The sequence below is a fragment of the Kitasatospora sp. NPDC003701 genome (genome assembly GCF_053587085.1).
Genome location: NZ_JBSFNM010000015.1, coordinates 135,715 through 152,135 on the forward strand (window position 1 = coordinate 135,715; position 16,421 = coordinate 152,135).

The 16,421-nt window shown below is 75.1% G+C and carries 15 protein-coding genes; 9 read left to right on the forward strand and 6 right to left on the reverse strand.

The window, feature by feature from the left end; translation table 11 throughout:
- Positions 1-28: 28 nt before the first annotated feature.
- Positions 29-478 (forward strand): VOC family protein, encoded by a 450-nt coding sequence (locus ACWDRR_RS16935; protein WP_449772958.1) that lies wholly within the window; start codon positions 29-31, stop codon positions 476-478.
- A 67-nt stretch (positions 479-545) separates the two neighbouring features.
- Here ACWDRR_RS16935 and ACWDRR_RS16940 read toward each other — a convergent pair whose 3' ends face one another.
- Both ACWDRR_RS16940 and ACWDRR_RS16945 read right to left on the reverse strand, forming a co-directional pair.
- Complete coding sequence (locus ACWDRR_RS16940) at positions 546-953, reverse strand: hypothetical protein (RefSeq protein WP_449772959.1); 408 nt, start codon at positions 951-953, stop codon at positions 546-548.
- Positions 954-956: 3 nt separating this feature from the next.
- The gene (locus ACWDRR_RS16945) at positions 957-1,589 is read right to left on the reverse strand and encodes a DUF6313 family protein (protein WP_449772960.1); all 633 of its coding nucleotides are present in this window, start codon (positions 1,587-1,589) and stop codon (positions 957-959) included.
- A 288-nt stretch (positions 1,590-1,877) separates the two neighbouring features.
- Between ACWDRR_RS16945 and ACWDRR_RS16950 the strand changes: the two genes are divergently transcribed.
- Entirely contained in the window at positions 1,878-2,348 is a 471-nt protein-coding gene (locus ACWDRR_RS16950; protein WP_449772961.1) for a hypothetical protein, read from the forward strand.
- Positions 2,349-2,407: 59 nt separating this feature from the next.
- Here ACWDRR_RS16950 and ACWDRR_RS16955 read toward each other — a convergent pair whose 3' ends face one another.
- Positions 2,408-3,868 carry an NCS2 family permease gene (locus ACWDRR_RS16955; RefSeq protein WP_449772962.1) on the reverse strand — a complete coding sequence of 487 codons (1,461 nt, stop codon included), beginning with the start codon at positions 3,866-3,868 and terminating at the stop codon, positions 2,408-2,410.
- A gap of 326 nt (positions 3,869-4,194) precedes the next feature.
- Between ACWDRR_RS16955 and ACWDRR_RS16960 the strand changes: the two genes are divergently transcribed.
- Genes ACWDRR_RS16960 through ACWDRR_RS16970 form a run of 3 tightly spaced genes read left to right on the forward strand, consistent with a single transcriptional unit; the run spans position 4,195 to position 7,462 of the window.
- Positions 4,195-4,497, forward strand: a complete 303-nt coding sequence (locus ACWDRR_RS16960; RefSeq protein WP_449772963.1) for a DUF2530 domain-containing protein — start codon at positions 4,195-4,197, stop codon at positions 4,495-4,497.
- A gap of 52 nt (positions 4,498-4,549) precedes the next feature.
- Positions 4,550-7,072, forward strand: coding sequence for an HAD-IC family P-type ATPase (locus ACWDRR_RS16965; RefSeq protein WP_449772964.1), 2,523 nt, complete (start codon positions 4,550-4,552; stop codon positions 7,070-7,072).
- A gap of 18 nt (positions 7,073-7,090) precedes the next feature.
- A complete protein-coding gene (locus ACWDRR_RS16970) occupies positions 7,091-7,462 on the forward strand; it encodes a hypothetical protein (protein ID WP_449772965.1) in 372 nt (123 codons plus the stop codon).
- On the opposite strand, the gene ACWDRR_RS16975 is transcribed toward ACWDRR_RS16970, so the two are convergent.
- Together ACWDRR_RS16975 and ACWDRR_RS16980 are read right to left on the reverse strand one after the other, a co-directional pair.
- Positions 7,407-10,736 (reverse strand): sacsin N-terminal ATP-binding-like domain-containing protein, encoded by a 3,330-nt coding sequence (locus ACWDRR_RS16975; protein WP_449772966.1) that lies wholly within the window; start codon positions 10,734-10,736, stop codon positions 7,407-7,409. The genes ACWDRR_RS16970 and ACWDRR_RS16975 overlap by 56 nt on opposite strands.
- 194 nt (positions 10,737-10,930) lie before the next feature.
- Positions 10,931-11,812 (reverse strand): DUF3027 domain-containing protein, encoded by an 882-nt coding sequence (locus ACWDRR_RS16980; RefSeq protein ID WP_449773012.1) that lies wholly within the window; start codon positions 11,810-11,812, stop codon positions 10,931-10,933.
- 549 nt (positions 11,813-12,361) lie between these two features.
- On the opposite strand from ACWDRR_RS16980, the gene ACWDRR_RS16985 reads away from it, so the two are divergent.
- From ACWDRR_RS16985 to ACWDRR_RS17000, 4 genes are all read left to right on the forward strand, one after another.
- Entirely contained in the window at positions 12,362-13,699 is a 1,338-nt protein-coding gene (locus ACWDRR_RS16985; protein WP_449773013.1) for an MFS transporter, read from the forward strand.
- A 105-nt stretch (positions 13,700-13,804) separates the two neighbouring features.
- Positions 13,805-14,338 (forward strand): hypothetical protein, encoded by a 534-nt coding sequence (locus ACWDRR_RS16990; RefSeq protein ID WP_449772967.1) that lies wholly within the window; start codon positions 13,805-13,807, stop codon positions 14,336-14,338.
- Between the two features lie 11 nt (positions 14,339-14,349).
- The gene (locus ACWDRR_RS16995; RefSeq protein WP_449772968.1) at positions 14,350-15,153 is read left to right on the forward strand and encodes a futalosine hydrolase; all 804 of its coding nucleotides are present in this window, start codon (positions 14,350-14,352) and stop codon (positions 15,151-15,153) included.
- Positions 15,146-15,991, forward strand: coding sequence for a 1,4-dihydroxy-6-naphthoate synthase (locus ACWDRR_RS17000; RefSeq protein ID WP_449772969.1), 846 nt, complete (start codon positions 15,146-15,148; stop codon positions 15,989-15,991). Before ACWDRR_RS16995 ends, ACWDRR_RS17000 begins: the two co-directional genes overlap by 8 nt.
- 45 nt (positions 15,992-16,036) lie before the next feature.
- On the opposite strand, the gene ACWDRR_RS17005 is transcribed toward ACWDRR_RS17000, so the two are convergent.
- Positions 16,037-16,420 carry a cold-shock protein gene (locus ACWDRR_RS17005; protein WP_360624836.1) on the reverse strand — a complete coding sequence of 128 codons (384 nt, stop codon included), beginning with the start codon at positions 16,418-16,420 and terminating at the stop codon, positions 16,037-16,039.
- Position 16,421 lies beyond the last annotated feature (1 nt).

Consider the following 16,421-nt stretch of genomic DNA (forward strand, 5'->3'; position numbering starts at 1 on the left):
GCGCCGCGCACCCCCTATACACGGGGGCATGCCTCTGCACTGGAAGCTCGTCATCGACTGCGCCGACCCGCACCGCCAGGCCGCGTTCTGGGCCGCCGCCCTGGAGTACCGGATCGAGGACCACAGCACCCTGATCGAACGCCTGCTGTCGGCCGGCGCGGTCACCCCCGACCTCCTCACCGAGGTCGACGGCCACCCGGCCTTCCGGGCCCTGGCCGCCGTCCGCCACCCCGACGAGCCCTTCGACCCCGTCAGCGACACCGGCCTCGGCCACCGTCTGCTCTTCCAGCTGGTCCCCGAGCCGAAGACCACCAAGAACCGCCTCCACCTCGACCTCCACCCCGGCCCCGCCGACCGCGACGCCACCGTGGAGCGGCTGGAGGCCCTCGGCGCCACCGCCCTGCGCCACGTCAAGGAGCCGGGCGGCGAGCACGTCGTGATGGCCGACCCCGAGGGCAACGAGTTCTGCGTGCAGTAGTCCCCGCGGAGTGGGAGGTCGGACCCGCCGACTTCCCGCTCCGGGGCAGGCGCAGCCGCCGCGTCGGTCAGCGCTCGAACGCGGAGCCTCGACCGTCCGGGCCGTCCGGGCCGTCCGGACCGTCCGGGCCGTCGGGACCGGTCGGCTCGATCGGCTCGTCCAGAGGCCGGGGGAGGAAGGGCAACCGGGGCATGCCCTGGGAGTGCGACCAGGTCCGGTACCGCGCGGCCCCTTCGTACCGCCGCGCCAGCCAGCCGGGCTCAGCGGGCCGGAAGTCGGCCGGCGACACCCCGGCCGCCCCCAGCAGGTCGAGCAGCATGCGGGTGGTCAGCTCTTCGTCGAGCTGCTGGGCGCTCTCCTCCGACCCCCACCGGATCACCGTCTCCGCGGCCCGGGTCAGCCCCTCCGCGCTGGCGGTCGGGAAGGCCAGGGCCAGGGTGGCCCGCACGATCTCGACCGCGTCCTCGGAACGCACCGGTCACCGCCTCCTGTCACACACGATGCAGTCCCCGGTCCGGCCCGTGAACCTGAGCACGATCCGGCCCGCGTTCTGCGCCTGGCGCAGGCACTCGTGCCGGTCGAGGTGGGCGTACTGCTGGGTCGACATGAGGTCCCGGATGTAGACCTCCCAGTGGTCCTGGGCCCTCGTCCAGTCGTTGCGGTGGACCACCCGGACCCAGGCGTCGACGAACTCCTGCTGCGCGTAGGTGCCGTGGAAGTACGGCCCGAGGTCGTCGATCAGCCCCGGCGGCCTGAGGCGCCGGCTCAGCGGTCGGCGCCGGAACATGCTGTTGGTCGAGATCGCCTTCACGCTGCTGATGCGCTGGGCGATGATGTGCCCGGCGAATCCACCGATGATGGCCGGCACCAGGAGCCAGCCGAGCAGGGACGCCACCCACAGGAGCACGTGCTTCGGCGGATCGATCAGGGTGAGGGTCCGGTAGACGGAGCCCGCGCCTCCCGCCCGCGCCGCGAACAGGTAGAGGACACCCAGGCCGGTGGCCATCGGGATCCCCCAGTCGATGACCCACTGCGTGGTGCCCGTGAGGGCCTTCCGCGAGCGCCAGCTCCGGCGCAGGCGCCTGGCAACGCCCTGCCGCCCGGCCGGCAACTTCAGATGCCCGGGAATCGGAATGGGCCCGACGACCAATGTGCTCCCCCACGTGATCGGACGCCGCCCGGCCGGTCACCTGCGCCCCCCCGTCGGCGTGGCTGATTCTGCCCCAGCCCGCACGCCGTACGCAGGCGAAGCCCGGCATTGCCCCGCCCGAACCCGGGGCCGGAGTCGGCACCCCGCCCCCGGGACGACCGCCGCTTCGGGCGGACAGCACCGAGCCCGCCCCGCGGCCGCACCGGCACAGGCGTGCGAACGCTCTCCCGCCCGTGCTATCCAGACCGCATGGAAGACCACGACAAGCAGCCCAAGGACCCCGCCGACTGGGCGGCCGAGAACCGGGACTTCACCTCCGACATCCTCGACTCGGTCGGCGCGCGGGCCGACCTGATGCAGACCGATCCCGGTGCCGCGATCCGGGTGCTCGGCGAACAGCTGGCCGGACTCGGGCTGGACGACCCGGCCGGCCTGTCCGACAGGCACCGGCTCCGGCTCTTCGCGATGCTGATGGCCGTGGTCGGCGAGTACCTGTACTGCGTCCACCGCGTCCGGTGGGCCTGGCTCGGCGACGGAACCCCACCGCTCGGAGGCCGCTGGGTGGTCTCCGCCCTCCCCGGCCCGGCCGACTGGTGGCCCACGACGGTCGACGTCCCGGGCCTGTGCATGGCCGCGCTGGCGTCCTCCGCGCCGGTCCGGCCGGCCGATCTGGTCAACCGCGCCGAGGAGCTCGCCGGGCTGCGGATCTCCTCCTTCTGAAACGCCCGCGGCCCCGCACCGGCCGGAACGGGTGCGGGGCCGCGGGCGGCATCGACGGATCAGAGCAGGCCGAGGGCCGGCATCAGGTAGTAGAAGGCGAAGACCGCCGAGACGGCGTACATCGCGATCGGGACCTCGCGGCCGCGGCCGGCGGCGAGGCGCAGGACGCAGAAGGCGATGAAGCCGAAGCCGATGCCGTTGGTGATGGAGTAGGTGAACGGCATCATCACCATGGTCAGGAAGGCCGGGACGGCGATCGTGTAGTCGGCCCAGTCGATGTCCTTGATCGAGTTGGCCAGGATCAGGAAGCCGACGGTGACCAGGGCCGGGGTGGCGGCCTGGGCGGGGACCATGGTGGCGAGCGGGGTCAGGAAGAGGGCGACCAGGAAGAAGGCGCCGGTCACGATCGACGCGAAGCCGGTGCGGGCGCCCTCGCCGACGCCGGCCGTCGACTCCACGAAGCAGGTGTTGGCGGAGGCGGAGGTCGCGCCGCCGGCGGCGGTGGCGATGCCGTCCACCATCAGGATCTTGTTGATGCCGGGCAGGTCGCCCTTCTCGTCCAGCAGGTGGGCCTCGTCGGCGACGCCGAGGATGGTGCCCATCGCGTCGAAGAAGCAGGACATCAGCACGGTGAAGACGAAGAGGACGCCGGTGAGGACGCCGACCTTCTCGAAGCCGCCGAACAGGCTGACCTTGCCGACCAGGCCGAAGTCGGGGGCGGCCACCGGGTTCCCGGGCCAGCTGGGGACGGTGAGGCCCCAGTTCATCGCCGGGATGTCGGCGACCTTGTCGATCACCACGGCGAGGCCGGTCATCACGACGATGGAGATCAGGATCGCGCCGGGCACCTTGCGGACGACCAGCACCAGGGTGAGCAGCAGGCCGAGCACGAAGACCAGCACCGGCCAGCCGAGCAGGTGCCCGTTGCCACCGAGCTGGAGCGGGACGGTGGTGTGGGCGGCGTCCGGGATGCGGCTGACGAAACCGGAGTCGACCAGGCCGACCAGGCAGATGAAGAGGCCGATACCGATCGCGATCGCCTTGCGCAGGCCGAGCGGGACGGCGTTCATGACGCGCTCGCGCAGGCCGGTGGCGACCAGGATCATGATCGCGAAGCCGGCCAGCACCACCATGCCCATGGCGTCCGGCCAGGTCATCCTGGGCGCGAGCTGCAGCGCGACGATGGTGTTGACGCCCAGGCCGGCGGCGAGGCCGATCGGGACGTTGCCGATCACGCCCATCAGCAGGGTGGTGAGGCCCGCGGTGAGGGCGGTCGCGGTGACCAGCTGGGCGCTGTCCAGGTGGGCTCCGGTCATGTCCGTGGCGCTGGCCAGGATGATCGGGTTGAGCACCAGGATGTAGGCCATGGTGAAGAAGGTGGCGATGCCACCGCGGATCTCGCGCGACAGGGTGGAGCCGCGCTCGGAGATCCGGAAGTAGCGGTCCAGCGCACCGGCGGGGGGCTTCGGTGCGCTGGAGGCGGGCTCGGGCGACTCGGTGGTCGGCTGGACCACAGGCATGCGTGCGTCCTCTGGTGGGGGCTGAGGAGAGGGTGGACGCCCGGAGCGACGGTGGCCGGGCGGGCCCGGTGGGACGGGCTCGAACACAGGCGTCCTGGGCATGGCGCGGCCAACCGGAATCACAAGTATGAGTTCCCCGATCGCACACGCGCTATCTTCGCGCGTAGAACGAACGGGGAGCCCGAGCCCGCCCCGCACCGCCCCACCCACACGCCGGCACCGCCCCACCTCCACCCCGCCACCCGCCCGGCCCCGCCCGCCGAAGGCGCCCGGATGCGGCCCGCGCGGTGGCGGACAACCGCGCCCCGCCCCGTACGCTAGGGCTCATGCCGAAGAGCCCGCTGCACCCCTCGCCCCCGCCGCTGGAGGCCAACGACGTCGCCATCGTCGGCGGTGGCACGGTGCTGTGGTTCGTCGCCTTCCTGGTCCTGCTCCCCTTCCAGGGCACCCTCTCCGACCACGGCCACGGCAGCTGGCCGTGGATCTGCCTCTCCGGGGCGGGCCTCGGCCTGATCGGCCTCTGGTACTGCCGCGCCCGCCGGGACGCCATCGCCCGCGACCGCGCCGCCGAGGCCGCGTCGCAGGCCGCCGCCGGTGACGGCACGGACCCGGCCACCCAGTCGGACTGAATAGTCCTTTAGTAGCACGCATCGGACATAAGGCGCCCGTAGAGTCGGTGCCATGACGCACCCTGCGCAGCCTGCCGAAGAGACGCCCGGGGACCGGCACGACGGCGCCCACCCGCTCGGCCTGCTGCCCGGCAGGCGCGGCGGGCTGACCGCCGCCGAGGTGGCCGAGCGGGTCGCGAGCGGCGACGTCAACGACGTCCCGGTGCGGTCCAGCCGCTCCACCCGGGAGATCGTCCGGGCCAACGTCTTCACCCGGTTCAACGCGATCATCGGCGTGATGTTCGGGATCATCCTGGTCGTCGGCCCGCTCCAGGACGGCCTGTTCGGCCTGGTCATCGTCGCCAACACGGCGATCGGCATCATCCAGGAGCTGCGCGCCAAGAAGACCCTGGACAGCCTCGCGCTGATCGGCGAGGCCCGGCCGGAGGTCCGCCGGGACGGCACCGTCCAGCAGATCGCCACCGGCGAGATCGTGCTGGACGACACCGTGCTGCTCGGCATCGGCGACAAGGTGATCGTCGACGGCGAGGTCACCGAGGCGGACGGCCTGGAGATCGACGAGTCGCTGCTCACCGGCGAGCCCGACCCCGTCCTCAAGCAGCCCGGCGACCAGGTGATGTCCGGCAGCTTCGTGGTGGCCGGCGCGGGCGCGTTCACCGCCACCAAGGTCGGCCGCGCGGCGTACGCCGCGCAGCTGGCCGAGGAGGCCAGCCGGTTCACGCTGGTGAAGTCGGAGCTGCGCAGCGGTATCGACAGCATCCTGCGGTTCATCACCTGGCTGCTCGTCCCCACCGCGATCGGTCTGATCATCAGCCAGCTCGCGGTGGAGGGCCGGGACTGGAGGGAGGCCGTCCGCCGGATGATCGCCGGCATCGTGCCGATGGTCCCGGAGGGGCTGGTCCTGCTGACCTCGGTGGCCTTCGCGATCGGCGTCGTCCGGCTGGGCCGCAAGCAGTGCCTGGTGCAGGAGCTGCCCGCGATCGAGGGGCTGGCCCGGGTGGACACCGTCTGCCTGGACAAGACCGGCACCCTCACCGAGGGCGGCATGGACGTCGTCGAGCTGCGCACCCTGCCGCAGCCGCCGGAGGCCGACGGCCACCCGCACCCCGGCGGCCACCCGCACCCGGACGCCCCGCCGGCCCGGCACGCCCTCGCCGACCCGGACGTCGTCAAGCGCGCGCTCGGGGTGATGGCCGGCGCCGACGCCCGCCCCAACCCCTCCATGCAGGCCGTCATCGACGCGTACGGCCGGGACGACGCGGGCGGCACCGCGGGCGGCAGCCCCGCCGGCGACTGGCGGGTGATCGAGGCGATGCCGTTCTCCTCCGCCCGCAAGTGGAGCGGCGTGCAGCTGCTGGAACCGCAAGGCGGCGAGGCCAGCTGGCTGCTGGGCGCCCCGGACGTGCTGCTGCCCGCCGGCCACCCGGCCCTGGCCGAGGTGGACGAGCTGGGCGCCAAGGGCCTGCGGGTGCTGCTGCTCGGGCGCACACCCGTCCCGCTGGACGCGCCGGATCCGGCCGCCGACCTCCAGCCGCTCGCCCTGGTGGTGCTCCAGCAGCGGCTGCGCGAGGACGCCGCCGAGACCTTGCGCTACTTCGAGGGGCAGCGCGTCCAGGCCAAGGTGATCTCCGGCGACGCCGCCGTCTCGGTCGGCGCGGTCGCCTCGCACCTGGGCCTGCCCGGTGCCGAGAACCCGGTGGACGCCCGCCGGCTGCCCGCCGACCCGGTGGAGTTCGCCGACACCGCCGAGCGGACCACCGTCTTCGGCCGGGTCACCCCCCAGCAGAAGCGCGAGCTGGTCGGCGCGCTGCAGTCGCGCGGGCACACCGTGGCGATGACCGGCGACGGCGTGAACGACGTGCTGGCGCTCAAGGACGCCGACATCGGCGTGGCGATGGGCACCGGCAGCGACGCGACCAAGGCCGTCGCGCAGATCGTGCTGCTGAACGACTCCTTCGCCACCCTCCCCTCGGTGGTCGCCGAGGGCCGCCGGGTGATCGGCAACATCGAGCGGGTGGCCGGGCTCTTCCTGGTGAAGACGGTCTACTCGGTGCTGCTCGCACTGCTGGTGATCTTCACGCACTCGCCCTACCCGTTCCTGCCCCGGCACTCGACGGTGCTCTCCACCCTCACCATCGGCATCCCGGCCTTCTTCCTGGCGCTGGCGCCCAACAACGAGCGGGCCCGGACGGGGTTCGTCCGCCGGGTGCTGCGGCTGGCCGTCCCGGGCGGGATCATCGCCGGCACGGCCACCTTCACCGCGTACGCGCTGGCGCGGGCCGACCACGCCACGGACCTGGAGTCCGACACCAGCGTGGCGACGCTGACGCTGTTCCTGGTGGCGATGTGGGTGCTGGCGATCGTGGCCCGGCCGTACAACTGGTGGCGGCTGCTGCTGATCGGGGCGATGGGCGGGGCGTTCACGCTGGTGCTGACGGTGCCCTGGCTGTCGGACTTCTTCCAGCTCTCGCTCTCCGGCACCCGGGATCCGTGGATCGGCGTCGGCATCGCCCTGGTGGCCGGGCTGCTGCTGGAGGTCACCTGGCGGATCATGCGGCGCAAGGCCGATGATTGACCCCGAAAGGGGTCTCGAATGGCGCGCAGGGGTGGGGACTTGGAGGCGTTCACCGCCTTCCTCGGGGGGTTGCTGGCGGCCGGGGTGGCGGGCCTCGCGCTGGTCGGCGCCCATGAGCTGATCGAGCCGGGCCCGTGGCTGCGCAGGGCCGCCCCGGTGGTGGTCGGGGCGGTCTGGCTGGCCGTCACGGTCGGCCTCTACCTGCGGCTGGGCACGGCCGCCCGGGCCGGTGCGCGGACCGGGCCCCGGGCGGGCTCCCCGCGCCCGGCCGGGTCCGACCGCCGCCCCGACCGGGCGCCGGCCCGGCGGGCCGGCCGGGGGCCCGCCAGCCCGGTCAGCCCTCGAAGTCCCGGGCGGCCGAGAGCTCGTAGGCGCGGTCCGGCTCGGTGAGCGCGGCCAGCACCTCGAACCGGCGGTGCCACTGCCCGACCGACCAGGCCAGACCGGCCGCCAGCCCCTCCGGAGTGGCGGCGTGCAGCAGCCCCGGCACCGGCGGCAGCTCGAACTCGTCGTCCTCGTCGGTGGCTTCGGCCGCGTCCGGGTCGTAGGGCGCCTCCGGGGTGCCGCCCGCGGTGTCCCACCGCCAGTCCACCGCGGCCTCCTCGCCGTCGGGGCCGACCACCAGCAGCTCCTCGTGCTCCTCGTACGCGACCGGGCAGCCGGGCAGCAGCTCGCGGACCACGGCGGGCACCCGGTGCAGCTGCCCCTCGGAGAGCACCCGGCCGCCGGCCACCTCGCTGGCCAGCGAGACGTGCAGCCGCTCGGCGAGGTCGGCGGCCAGCGCCGGGGCGACCGGCAGCAGCGGGTACCTGTGGAGCAGCTGGACGAGGTCCGGGGCGTCGGCGACGACCGCCTCGGTGGCGTCCACGATCACCGTGTGCGCCGGGCGGCGGCCGGTCTCCGGGTCCAGCGGCGGCAGCGCCCGGACGACGTCCAGCGGGTCGATCCGGTCCGCCTCGACCCGGGCCAACGCGCTGTGGATGCCGTGCAGTTGGCGGTGGCCGAGCGCGGAGGCCGGATCGGTGAGCCGGTCCAGCAGCTCGTCCGGCCCGTGCGGCTCGGCCAGCAGTGCGGCCAGCGTGGTGCGCACCCCGAGCGCGTGCAGGAACTGCTCGTCCAGCGTCGTCCGGGCCTCGTCGTAGAGGCCGCGCAGCAGCGGGTCGGCGCCGGCCGCGCGCAGCCCGGCCGGCTCGCGGCCGTCCAGCACCGGGTGGTCGCGCAGCCACCAGGCGGTGTACGGCGGCAGGTCCGCGTACGAGCCGTCGGGCAGCAGGGTGCGGACGGGGTTGACCACGGCGTCCCGGTACGGCGGGCGGGCGAGCGCGGCGAGCGCCTGCGGCCACGCGTCGTCGTCCACCAGGTCGAGGTCGCGCACGGCCAGCAGCTCGGCGGCGACCGGCGGGACGCCCACCGAGTCGGCGTCGTCGGCGTGCAGCGCCTCCAGGGCGTCCTCGGCCCACTCGGCGAGGCCGTCGGGCGCCTCGTCCAGCAGCCCGGTGGGGTGGCCGCCGGCCGCCCGGTCGGCGGGGGCGGTCGGGTCGAGCCGCTCCAGGTCGTCCGGGTCGAGCACCACGTCCTCGGCGCGGACCAGTACGAACTCCGCCAACACGCCGACCGCGGCCAGGACTTCGGGGCCCCAGCGGTCCAGCAGATCGTCGTCGACCCAGCCGGCGTCCTCCTCCCGGGCGAGCGCGGCGAACGGGCTGTCCGGCAGGATCAGCTCGCCCGCGCGGGCCGGCTCGCCCTCGTCGTCCAGCAGCGCCAGCCGGGCCAGCCACGGGTGCTCGCCGACCGCCGGGGCGGCTGCCTTGACCAGGGCGAGCACGGAGTCGGCGACGTCGGTGGCGGCGTCCAGGTCGTCCTCGGCCAGCTCGTAGGAGCGGGCGACGGCGGCCCGCACCTCGGGGGTGTCCAGCACGCCGGCCGGGGTGGCGGTGCCGGCGCCGAGCTTGGCCAGCAGCGGGTGCGCCGCCTCCGGGTGGGCCAGCCGCAGGTCGAGCAGGGCCAGCGCGCCGGCCAGCGCCTCGGGGTAGCCGGGGAAGGCCGCCCAGTCGGCGTCCTCCGAGGGCAGCAGGACGCGGCGCGGGCCGGTGATCGTCCGCCCGTCGGCGAGCGGCACGGGCAGGGCGCCGAGCGCCTCCGGGTCGGCCGCGCCGAGCGCCGCGTAGAGGTTGCGCCACCAGGCGGGCTCGCGGTCCAGGCCGCCGAGCTGGTCGACCACCTCGGCCAGCGGCACCCGGCGCACGTTCAGCACCCGCAGCTCGGTGCGGCGCTCCAGACCGGCCGGCAGCAGCCCGGGGAAGATCGGGGCGAGCGCCTCGACGACCGAGCCGTCCGCGCCCTCCAGCACCGTGGCGTCCCGGGGCCGCAGCGCGGGCGTGCCCTCCTCGACCGGTGCCGGGTGCGGCAGGAACGGCGTGCCGGGCAGCCGGGAGAGGATCCCCGCCCGCAGCGCGTTGTCCAGCGCGCCCTGGCCGAGCGGGCCGGGGACGAGCCCGAGCGAGCCGAGGTCGCCGCCGCGGGCGCGCAGCAGGTCGGCGTAGCTGTCGGCGGCGCGCTCGGTGAGGTAGTCGGCGAGCGGGCCGGGGGCGACGTGCCGGCGGGTGGAGTCCAGCGGGTAGGAGGCGATCAGCAGCGCGGGCAGGCCGAGCGGCTCGTCGCTGGGCGTGGGCGCGTGCAGCACCGGGGCGATCCCGGTCGGCTGCGGGCTGCCGTCGGCGGCGACCGGGACGGCCCAGGTCACCGTCCAGTACGGGCGGGCGCGCTCCTCGGTGGGCCGGTCGGCGAGCAGGGCGGCGTCCAGGCTGCCGGAGGCGCCGGCGGTCTGCCAGACGGTCCGCCGCAGCCGCCCGTCGGCGTCGTCGGTGACGGTCACCTCGGTGACCCCGTCGGGGTGCGGCCCGGTGGCGCCGTCGGGGCGCGGCTCGGTGGCGACGCGGGTGAGGGTGCGGGTGCCCTCTTCGGTCTCCACCACGATCTCGGCGAGCCCGGGCAGGGTGAGCAGCAGCGCGTCGTCGATCCCGGCCAGCAGCCGGCGGGTGAGGTCCTCGGCGGCGGCGTCGCGCAGCGGCAGCACGACGACCGTGTCGTAGCCGTCGGGGGCCGGGCCCTCGGCGGAGAACGGCAGGCGCAGCAACGGGACGTGGCCGTCGCGGCGGCGCAGCTCCTCGGTGAGCGCGGGCTGCGCCTCGGCCAGCGAGCGGGCCTCGCCGAGCGACCAGCGCACGCCGCCGGCGGCACCGAGCACGGCGGGCTCGTCGGTGACGGCGAGGACGGCCGCGAAGCCGACGCCGAACCGGCCGACGGTGGGCTGCTCGTCGGCGCGCTTGGAGGAGGCGCGCAGGGTGGAGAGCGACTCGACGGCGGCGGCGTCCAGCGGCGCGCCGGTGTTGGCGGCGGCCAGCACCCCGTCCGCCAGGGTGAGCCGCAGCCGGCCCGGGGCGCCGCCCGCGCGGGCCGCCGCGTCGGCGGCGTTCTGCGCCAACTCGACGACCAGCCGGTCGCGGTAGCCGCCGAGGGCGAGTTCCTCCTCGGCGTTGGCGTCCTCCCGGAACCGGGCCGGGGAGGCGGCCCAGGCGTCCAGCACCCGGCGGCGCAGTGTGGCGCTGCCGAAGGGGTCCGCGTGGGGCTCGTCCGTGCCGCTGCCGATGATCCGAGGTTCCACTGGAACTGCCACCCTCCGCCGCCCTGTACTTCGTACGGGGGGCATTCTCCCCCGTACGGGCACCCCCGCCGGACCGGGGTGCGGCCGGGCCGGTGCCGGGGCCGCCGGCGCGCCCGGCGGGGTGCGACCACGACGCCCGGTGCGGGCGACGGCCCGCCGGCCGACCCCGCCGGGCGGGGCCGGCGCTGCCGGACTCAGGAGTGGCCGAGCTCCTCGGCCGGGCCGTCGGGCTCCACCGACCCGGAGGTGCGGTCGGGGTGCAGCTGGAGCGGCTCGACGACCAGCTCGTCCAGGATCAGCTCGGACGGCGCCGGCGGGGCCGGGATGACGGCCGCCTCGGAGTGACCGCCGCAGCCGTACGCGAAGGAGACGATCTGGCCGTCGGCCGGGCCGAACTCGTTGCCGCAGACGCCGAAGGCCTGACCGAGCGAGCCGCCGATCGGGACGAGGAAGCCGCAGCTCGCGCAGGAGGCCGGTGCGGCCTGTGCCATCGGGGTCTGCGGGCCGTGCGCCTTCTCCCAGCGGTCGGCGGCCAGGTGCAGACCGAGCCGGGAGAGCACCCGGCTGCGGCCCAGGCCGAGCTCCTCGGCGATGGCGCCGATCTGGGCGCGGGCCGGCGCGGGCTGGACGTTCGGGTCGGAGACGACCACGTCCTCGTCGGCGGCCAGCGCCACCGCGGAGTTCGGCGACGGCTCGTCCTCGCCGGTCCAGCCGGGCTCCAGGCGCAGGTCGTCGGCGTCGGTGGGCAGGAGGTCCCCGGGGCCCATGTCGCCGGGTCGCAGTCGCTCGCTCCACGGCACCCACTGCGGCGCGAGGACGGCGTCGTCGCCCGGAAGCAGCACGACCTCGTCCAGCGTGACGTTCTTGGCGCGCGGGGCGCGGGCGACGGTGACGGCCCAGTGCCAGCCCCGGTATGCCGCGTCCAGGCACTCGAAGGTGTGGGTGACGACGCGGTCGGCATCCGCCTGGACGCCGAGGTGCGCCCCTACGGTCTCTGCTCCGACGGCCTCGTCCGCTGCCTGCCGGGCGAGTTCGACGGCCTCGGCACAGAGCCGATCGGGGGTACGGCTTCGCATCGCAGCACTCACGGCGTCGATTCTCTCCCAGTTCTTCTGTTGCCCACGGCGTGTTGCCCTGTTCCGTCGCGGCTCGGTGTCCCTCGACCATTCTGCGCGACCACGGGCCGCCACGGATACCGGCCGCGCCGCTCGTCCGGTCCCCCGGAGTCCGGCGCGCGTTCGGGCGGACCCTGGGCAGGCTACCCGCCGGTCGGCCACCCGGCACAGTCCGGGGCGGCCGCCGGCCCCGGAAGGGCCGCGCCGAGCGGACCGGAATCCCGCGTCGCAGAACCGATTCTGGGGCAGGATGGGCTTGTGGCGGACGAAAAACCGTCGCAGCACGCACTGCGCGCCTCGCAGGCCGGCAGCCCCGACGAGGCGAACGCCGTGCCGCGACAGCAGGCTCCGGCCCTCGCTGCGGGCGAACCGCAGCCGGTGGGCGCCTCGACGGCGCCCGGAGGCGGTCACGACGGGCCGCCGGTGGACCTCGTGAAGCACCCGGACCGGCCGGTCGACGACCGGGCCGACGAGGACTTCGACGGGGCCGCGGAGCCGCGCCGCCACTTCCTGGTCCGCACCGCCTCCGCCGCCGGCTCGCGAACCGGAAAGGTCGTGCACGGCACCGGCCGGCGGATCCGCCGGGCCACCTCCGCCGAGGGCGCCGGGGAGTCCGGCCTGGCCAAGCTGATCGAGCTGCACGCGCTGAACTCCTTCGGCGACATGCTGATCACCGTGGCGCTGGCGTCCACCATCTTCTTCTCCGTCCCCACCGGCGAGGCGCGCGGCCGGGTCGCCCTCTACCTGCTGATCACCATGGCGCCGTTCGCCCTGCTGGCCCCGGTGATCGGCCCGCTGCTGGACCGCCTGCCGCACGGCCGCCGGGCCGCGATGGCGATGTCGATGCTGGCCCGCGCGGTGCTGGCGTGGACGATGGCCGGCACGGTGGCCGGCGGCGGCCTGGCGCTGTACCCGGAGGCGCTGGGCGTGCTGGTGGCGTCCAAGGCGTACGGGGTGGTGCGCAGCGTGGTGGTGCCCCGGCTGCTGCCGAGCCGGCTGTCACTCGTGAAGGCGAACTCCCGGGTCACCCTGGCCGGGCTGCTGGCCACCATGGTGGCGGCCGGGGTCGGCGGGCTGCTGCACCTGATCGGGCCGGGCTGGCCGCTGCGCGGGGCCTTCCTGGTCTTCGTGGTCGGCACCCTGATGGCCTTCCACCTGCCGCACGAGGTGGACTCCGCCAAGGGCGAGCAGCGGGCCGTCCTGCACGCCGAGGTGCACGGCGAGGGCGCCGGCGCGGCGGCCCCGAAGGCGTCCCTGCGCACCGTCGGGCCGTCGGTGATCCTGGCCCTGCGGGCGATGTCGGCGCTGCGCTGGCTGGTCGGCTTCCTGGTGATGTTCCTGGCGTTCCTGCTGCGCGACGATCCGATCGGCGGGCTGCAGCCGACCCTGGCGCTCGGCCTGGTGGCGCTGGCCGCCGGTACCGGCAACGCGCTCGGCTCGGTGCTCGGCTCCTGGCTGCGGACCCGCGGCTCGGAGGCGACGGTCACCGCGATGCTGCTGCTGGCCACCTGCGCGACGGCCGCCGCCGCGCTCTGGTACGGCGTGGTGACGGTGGTGGTGGTCGCCGCGGCGTCCGGGGTGGCGGCCTCGCTGGGCAAGCTGGCGCTGGACGCGCTGATCCAGCGGGACGTCCCGGAGTCGGTGCGGACGTCGGCCTTCGCCCGCTCGGAGACGCTGCTCCAGCTGTCCTGGGTGGCCGGCGGCGCGGTCGGCATCCTGCTGCCGCTGGACGGCGCGCTGGGCCTGTCGGTGGCGGCCGCCGTGGTCGGCGTGGTGCTGCTCTGGACCGTCCGCGCGCTGTTCAAGGTGGGGGTGCGGCGCCGCGCGGCCGCACCGCGCGTCGCCTAGGTCCCGTCCGTGGCAGGGCCGGGTCGAGCCGGGCCTCCCCGGGCGCAACACGCGGTTGCCGACCCCCGCGTAGCGTGATCGGCAAAGCCCGGTAGCCTCTGACGCATGAGCCTCAGCACCCGTGTCATCGCCGCCGTCGGCGCCGTCGTCGTGATCGGCGCCGGCACGGTCGGCGGGTCCATCGCCTACGCGATGGGCCAGGAAGAACCCTCCAGCCACCGTGTGACCCTCACGGTCGGCCGCTCCTCCATGGAGGTCGGGCCGTTCTGCTTCAACGACGGCAAGCCGCTCACCGAGCAGCAGCAGGAGGAGTGCCAGGACCGGGCGAGCCAGGCCCTGGACGCGGGCAAGCTCCCCACCTCCGACGTGGTCGCCAGTGACCAGCTCGGCCTCGGTGTGACCCCGGACGTGGCCGACCGCGGCTGGTGGGCCAACACCAACGGCGGCCAGCAGGCCCAGGGCGGGCGTTTCATCCTCGCCTCCGCCGCCAAGGGCTCGACCTACTCCGGCTCGGTGTCGGCCTCCAAGGCCCTCAACGCCACCGGCAAGACCCTGGTCACCGTGGTCGAGTCGGACCCGAAGCAGCCGGACGCGATCTACGGCGTCTGGTACTTCCAGCTGAACACCCAGGACGCCTGACCGGCCGTCCGATGACCGCGCGACTCCACGCACGTCACGACGACGAGCAGTCGGCCCCCGGGCGGGGCCGGCTGCTCGTCGTCGTCGCGGTGCCCGCCGAGGCCTCGGCCGTGCTGCGGGGCCTGGGCCGGTCCGAGGGCGACGCCGGACCCGGCCCGGTGCCGGTGCCCGGCGGTGAGCTGCACCGCGCCGAGCACCCCCCGGGGGTCACCGTGGACGTGCTGGCGGGCGGGGTCGGCCCGGCCGCCGCGGCCGCGGCCGCGTCCGCGGCGCTCTCCGTCGGCCGCTACGACCTGGTGGTCTCGGCCGGCATCGGCGGCGGGTTCGCCCCGCACGCGCCGGTCGGCGCGACCGTGGTCGCCGAGGCGATCGTCGCCGCCGATCTGGGCGCGGAGACCCCGGAGGGCTTCGCCGACGTCACCGAGCTGGGTTTCGGGACGGTCCTGCACACCCCCGCCCCGGCCGCCGTGGCGCTGGCCGCCGAGGCGCTGGGCGCCGCCGCTCCCGCTCCCGCCGTCGTCACCGGCACCGTGCTCACCGTCTCGACGGTGACCGGCAGCGCCGAGCGCGCCGCCGCCCTGATCGCCCGCCACCCCCGCGCGGTGGCCGAGGCGATGGAGGGCTTCGGGGTGGCCGAGGCCGCCGCCCGGCACGGGGTGCCGGCCTTCGAACTGCGCACCGTGTCCAATCCGGTGGGCCCCCGCGACCGGGCCGCCTGGCGGATCGGCGAGGCCCTGGCCGCGCTGGAGCGGGCCTTCGCCGCGCTCCCCTACCCGGAGCTTCTGACGACGTCCAAGGAGGCCCGCCGTGGCTGAACGGCTGAGCATCGCCCACTCGCCCTGCCCGAACGACACCTTCGTCTTCCACGCCTGGACGCACGGCCTGGTGCCCGGCGCGGACGCCCCCGAGGTCACCTTCGCGGACATCGACGTCACCAACGGGCTGGCCGAGCGCGGCGAGCTGGACCTCCTCAAGGTCAGCTACGCCGCCCTGCCCTGGGTGCTGGACGAGTACACGCTGCTGCCCTGCGGCGGCGCGCTCGGCCGTGGCTGCGGCCCGCTGGTGCTCACCCGCCCCGGGACCGGCGACGACCTCAGCGGCCGGACGGTGGCCGTCCCCTCCGAGCGGTCCACCGCCTACCTGCTGTTCCGGCTCTGGGCCGCCAAGGCGGTGCCCGGCGGCCTGGGGAAGATCGTCGTCCTGCCGTTCCACGAGATCATGCCCGCCGTCCGGGACGGCCGGGTGGACGCCGGTCTGGTGATCCACGAGGCCCGCTTCACCTACCGGCAGTACGGGCTGCGCAGCCTGGCCGACATGGGCGAGGCCTGGGAGCGCGAGACCGGTCTGCCGATCCCGCTCGGCGCGATCATCGCCAGGCGCTCGCTCGGCGCCGAGCGGCTGCGCGCGATCACCGAGGCGATCCGCGCCTCCGTCCGGCAGGCCTGGGCGGATCCGTCGGCCAGCCGGGAGTACGTGCTCGCGCACGCCCAGGAGATGGACCCGGCCGTCGCCGACCAGCACATCGGCCTGTACGTCAACGAGTTCACCGCCGACCTCGGCGAGGACGGCTACGCCGCCGTGCGGGCGCTGCTCACCCGGGCCGCCGCCGAGGGGCTGGTGCCCCCGCTCGACCCGGGTGCGCTGGACGCCTGAGGGCAACGGCCGGGCCCGGCCGAACCGGGCCCGGCCGCGCGGGGCCTACACGTCGAACTGGTCCGCCACCGCGCGCAGCACGCCGGCCAGCTTCTGGCCGGTCGGCTTGGCCGGGTAGCGGCCGTGCTGGAGGCCGGGCAGCACCGCGTCCATCATGGTGATCAAGTCCTGTACGAGCGCCGCCATGTCGTCCGGGCTCTTGCGCGTGGCGGCGGCGACCGACGGCAGTGCGTCCAGTAGCTGCACCGCCATCGCCTGGTCGCCGCGGTGGCCCGCGACCACGCCGAACTCGACCCGCTGGCCGGGCTTCAGCACGGTGACACCGGCGGGCAGCGCCTTGGTGTGGACGAAGACGTCGCCGCCGTCGTCGCGCGAAAGGAAGCCGAAGCCCTTCGTCTCGTTGAACCACTTGACCTGGCCGGTGGGCATC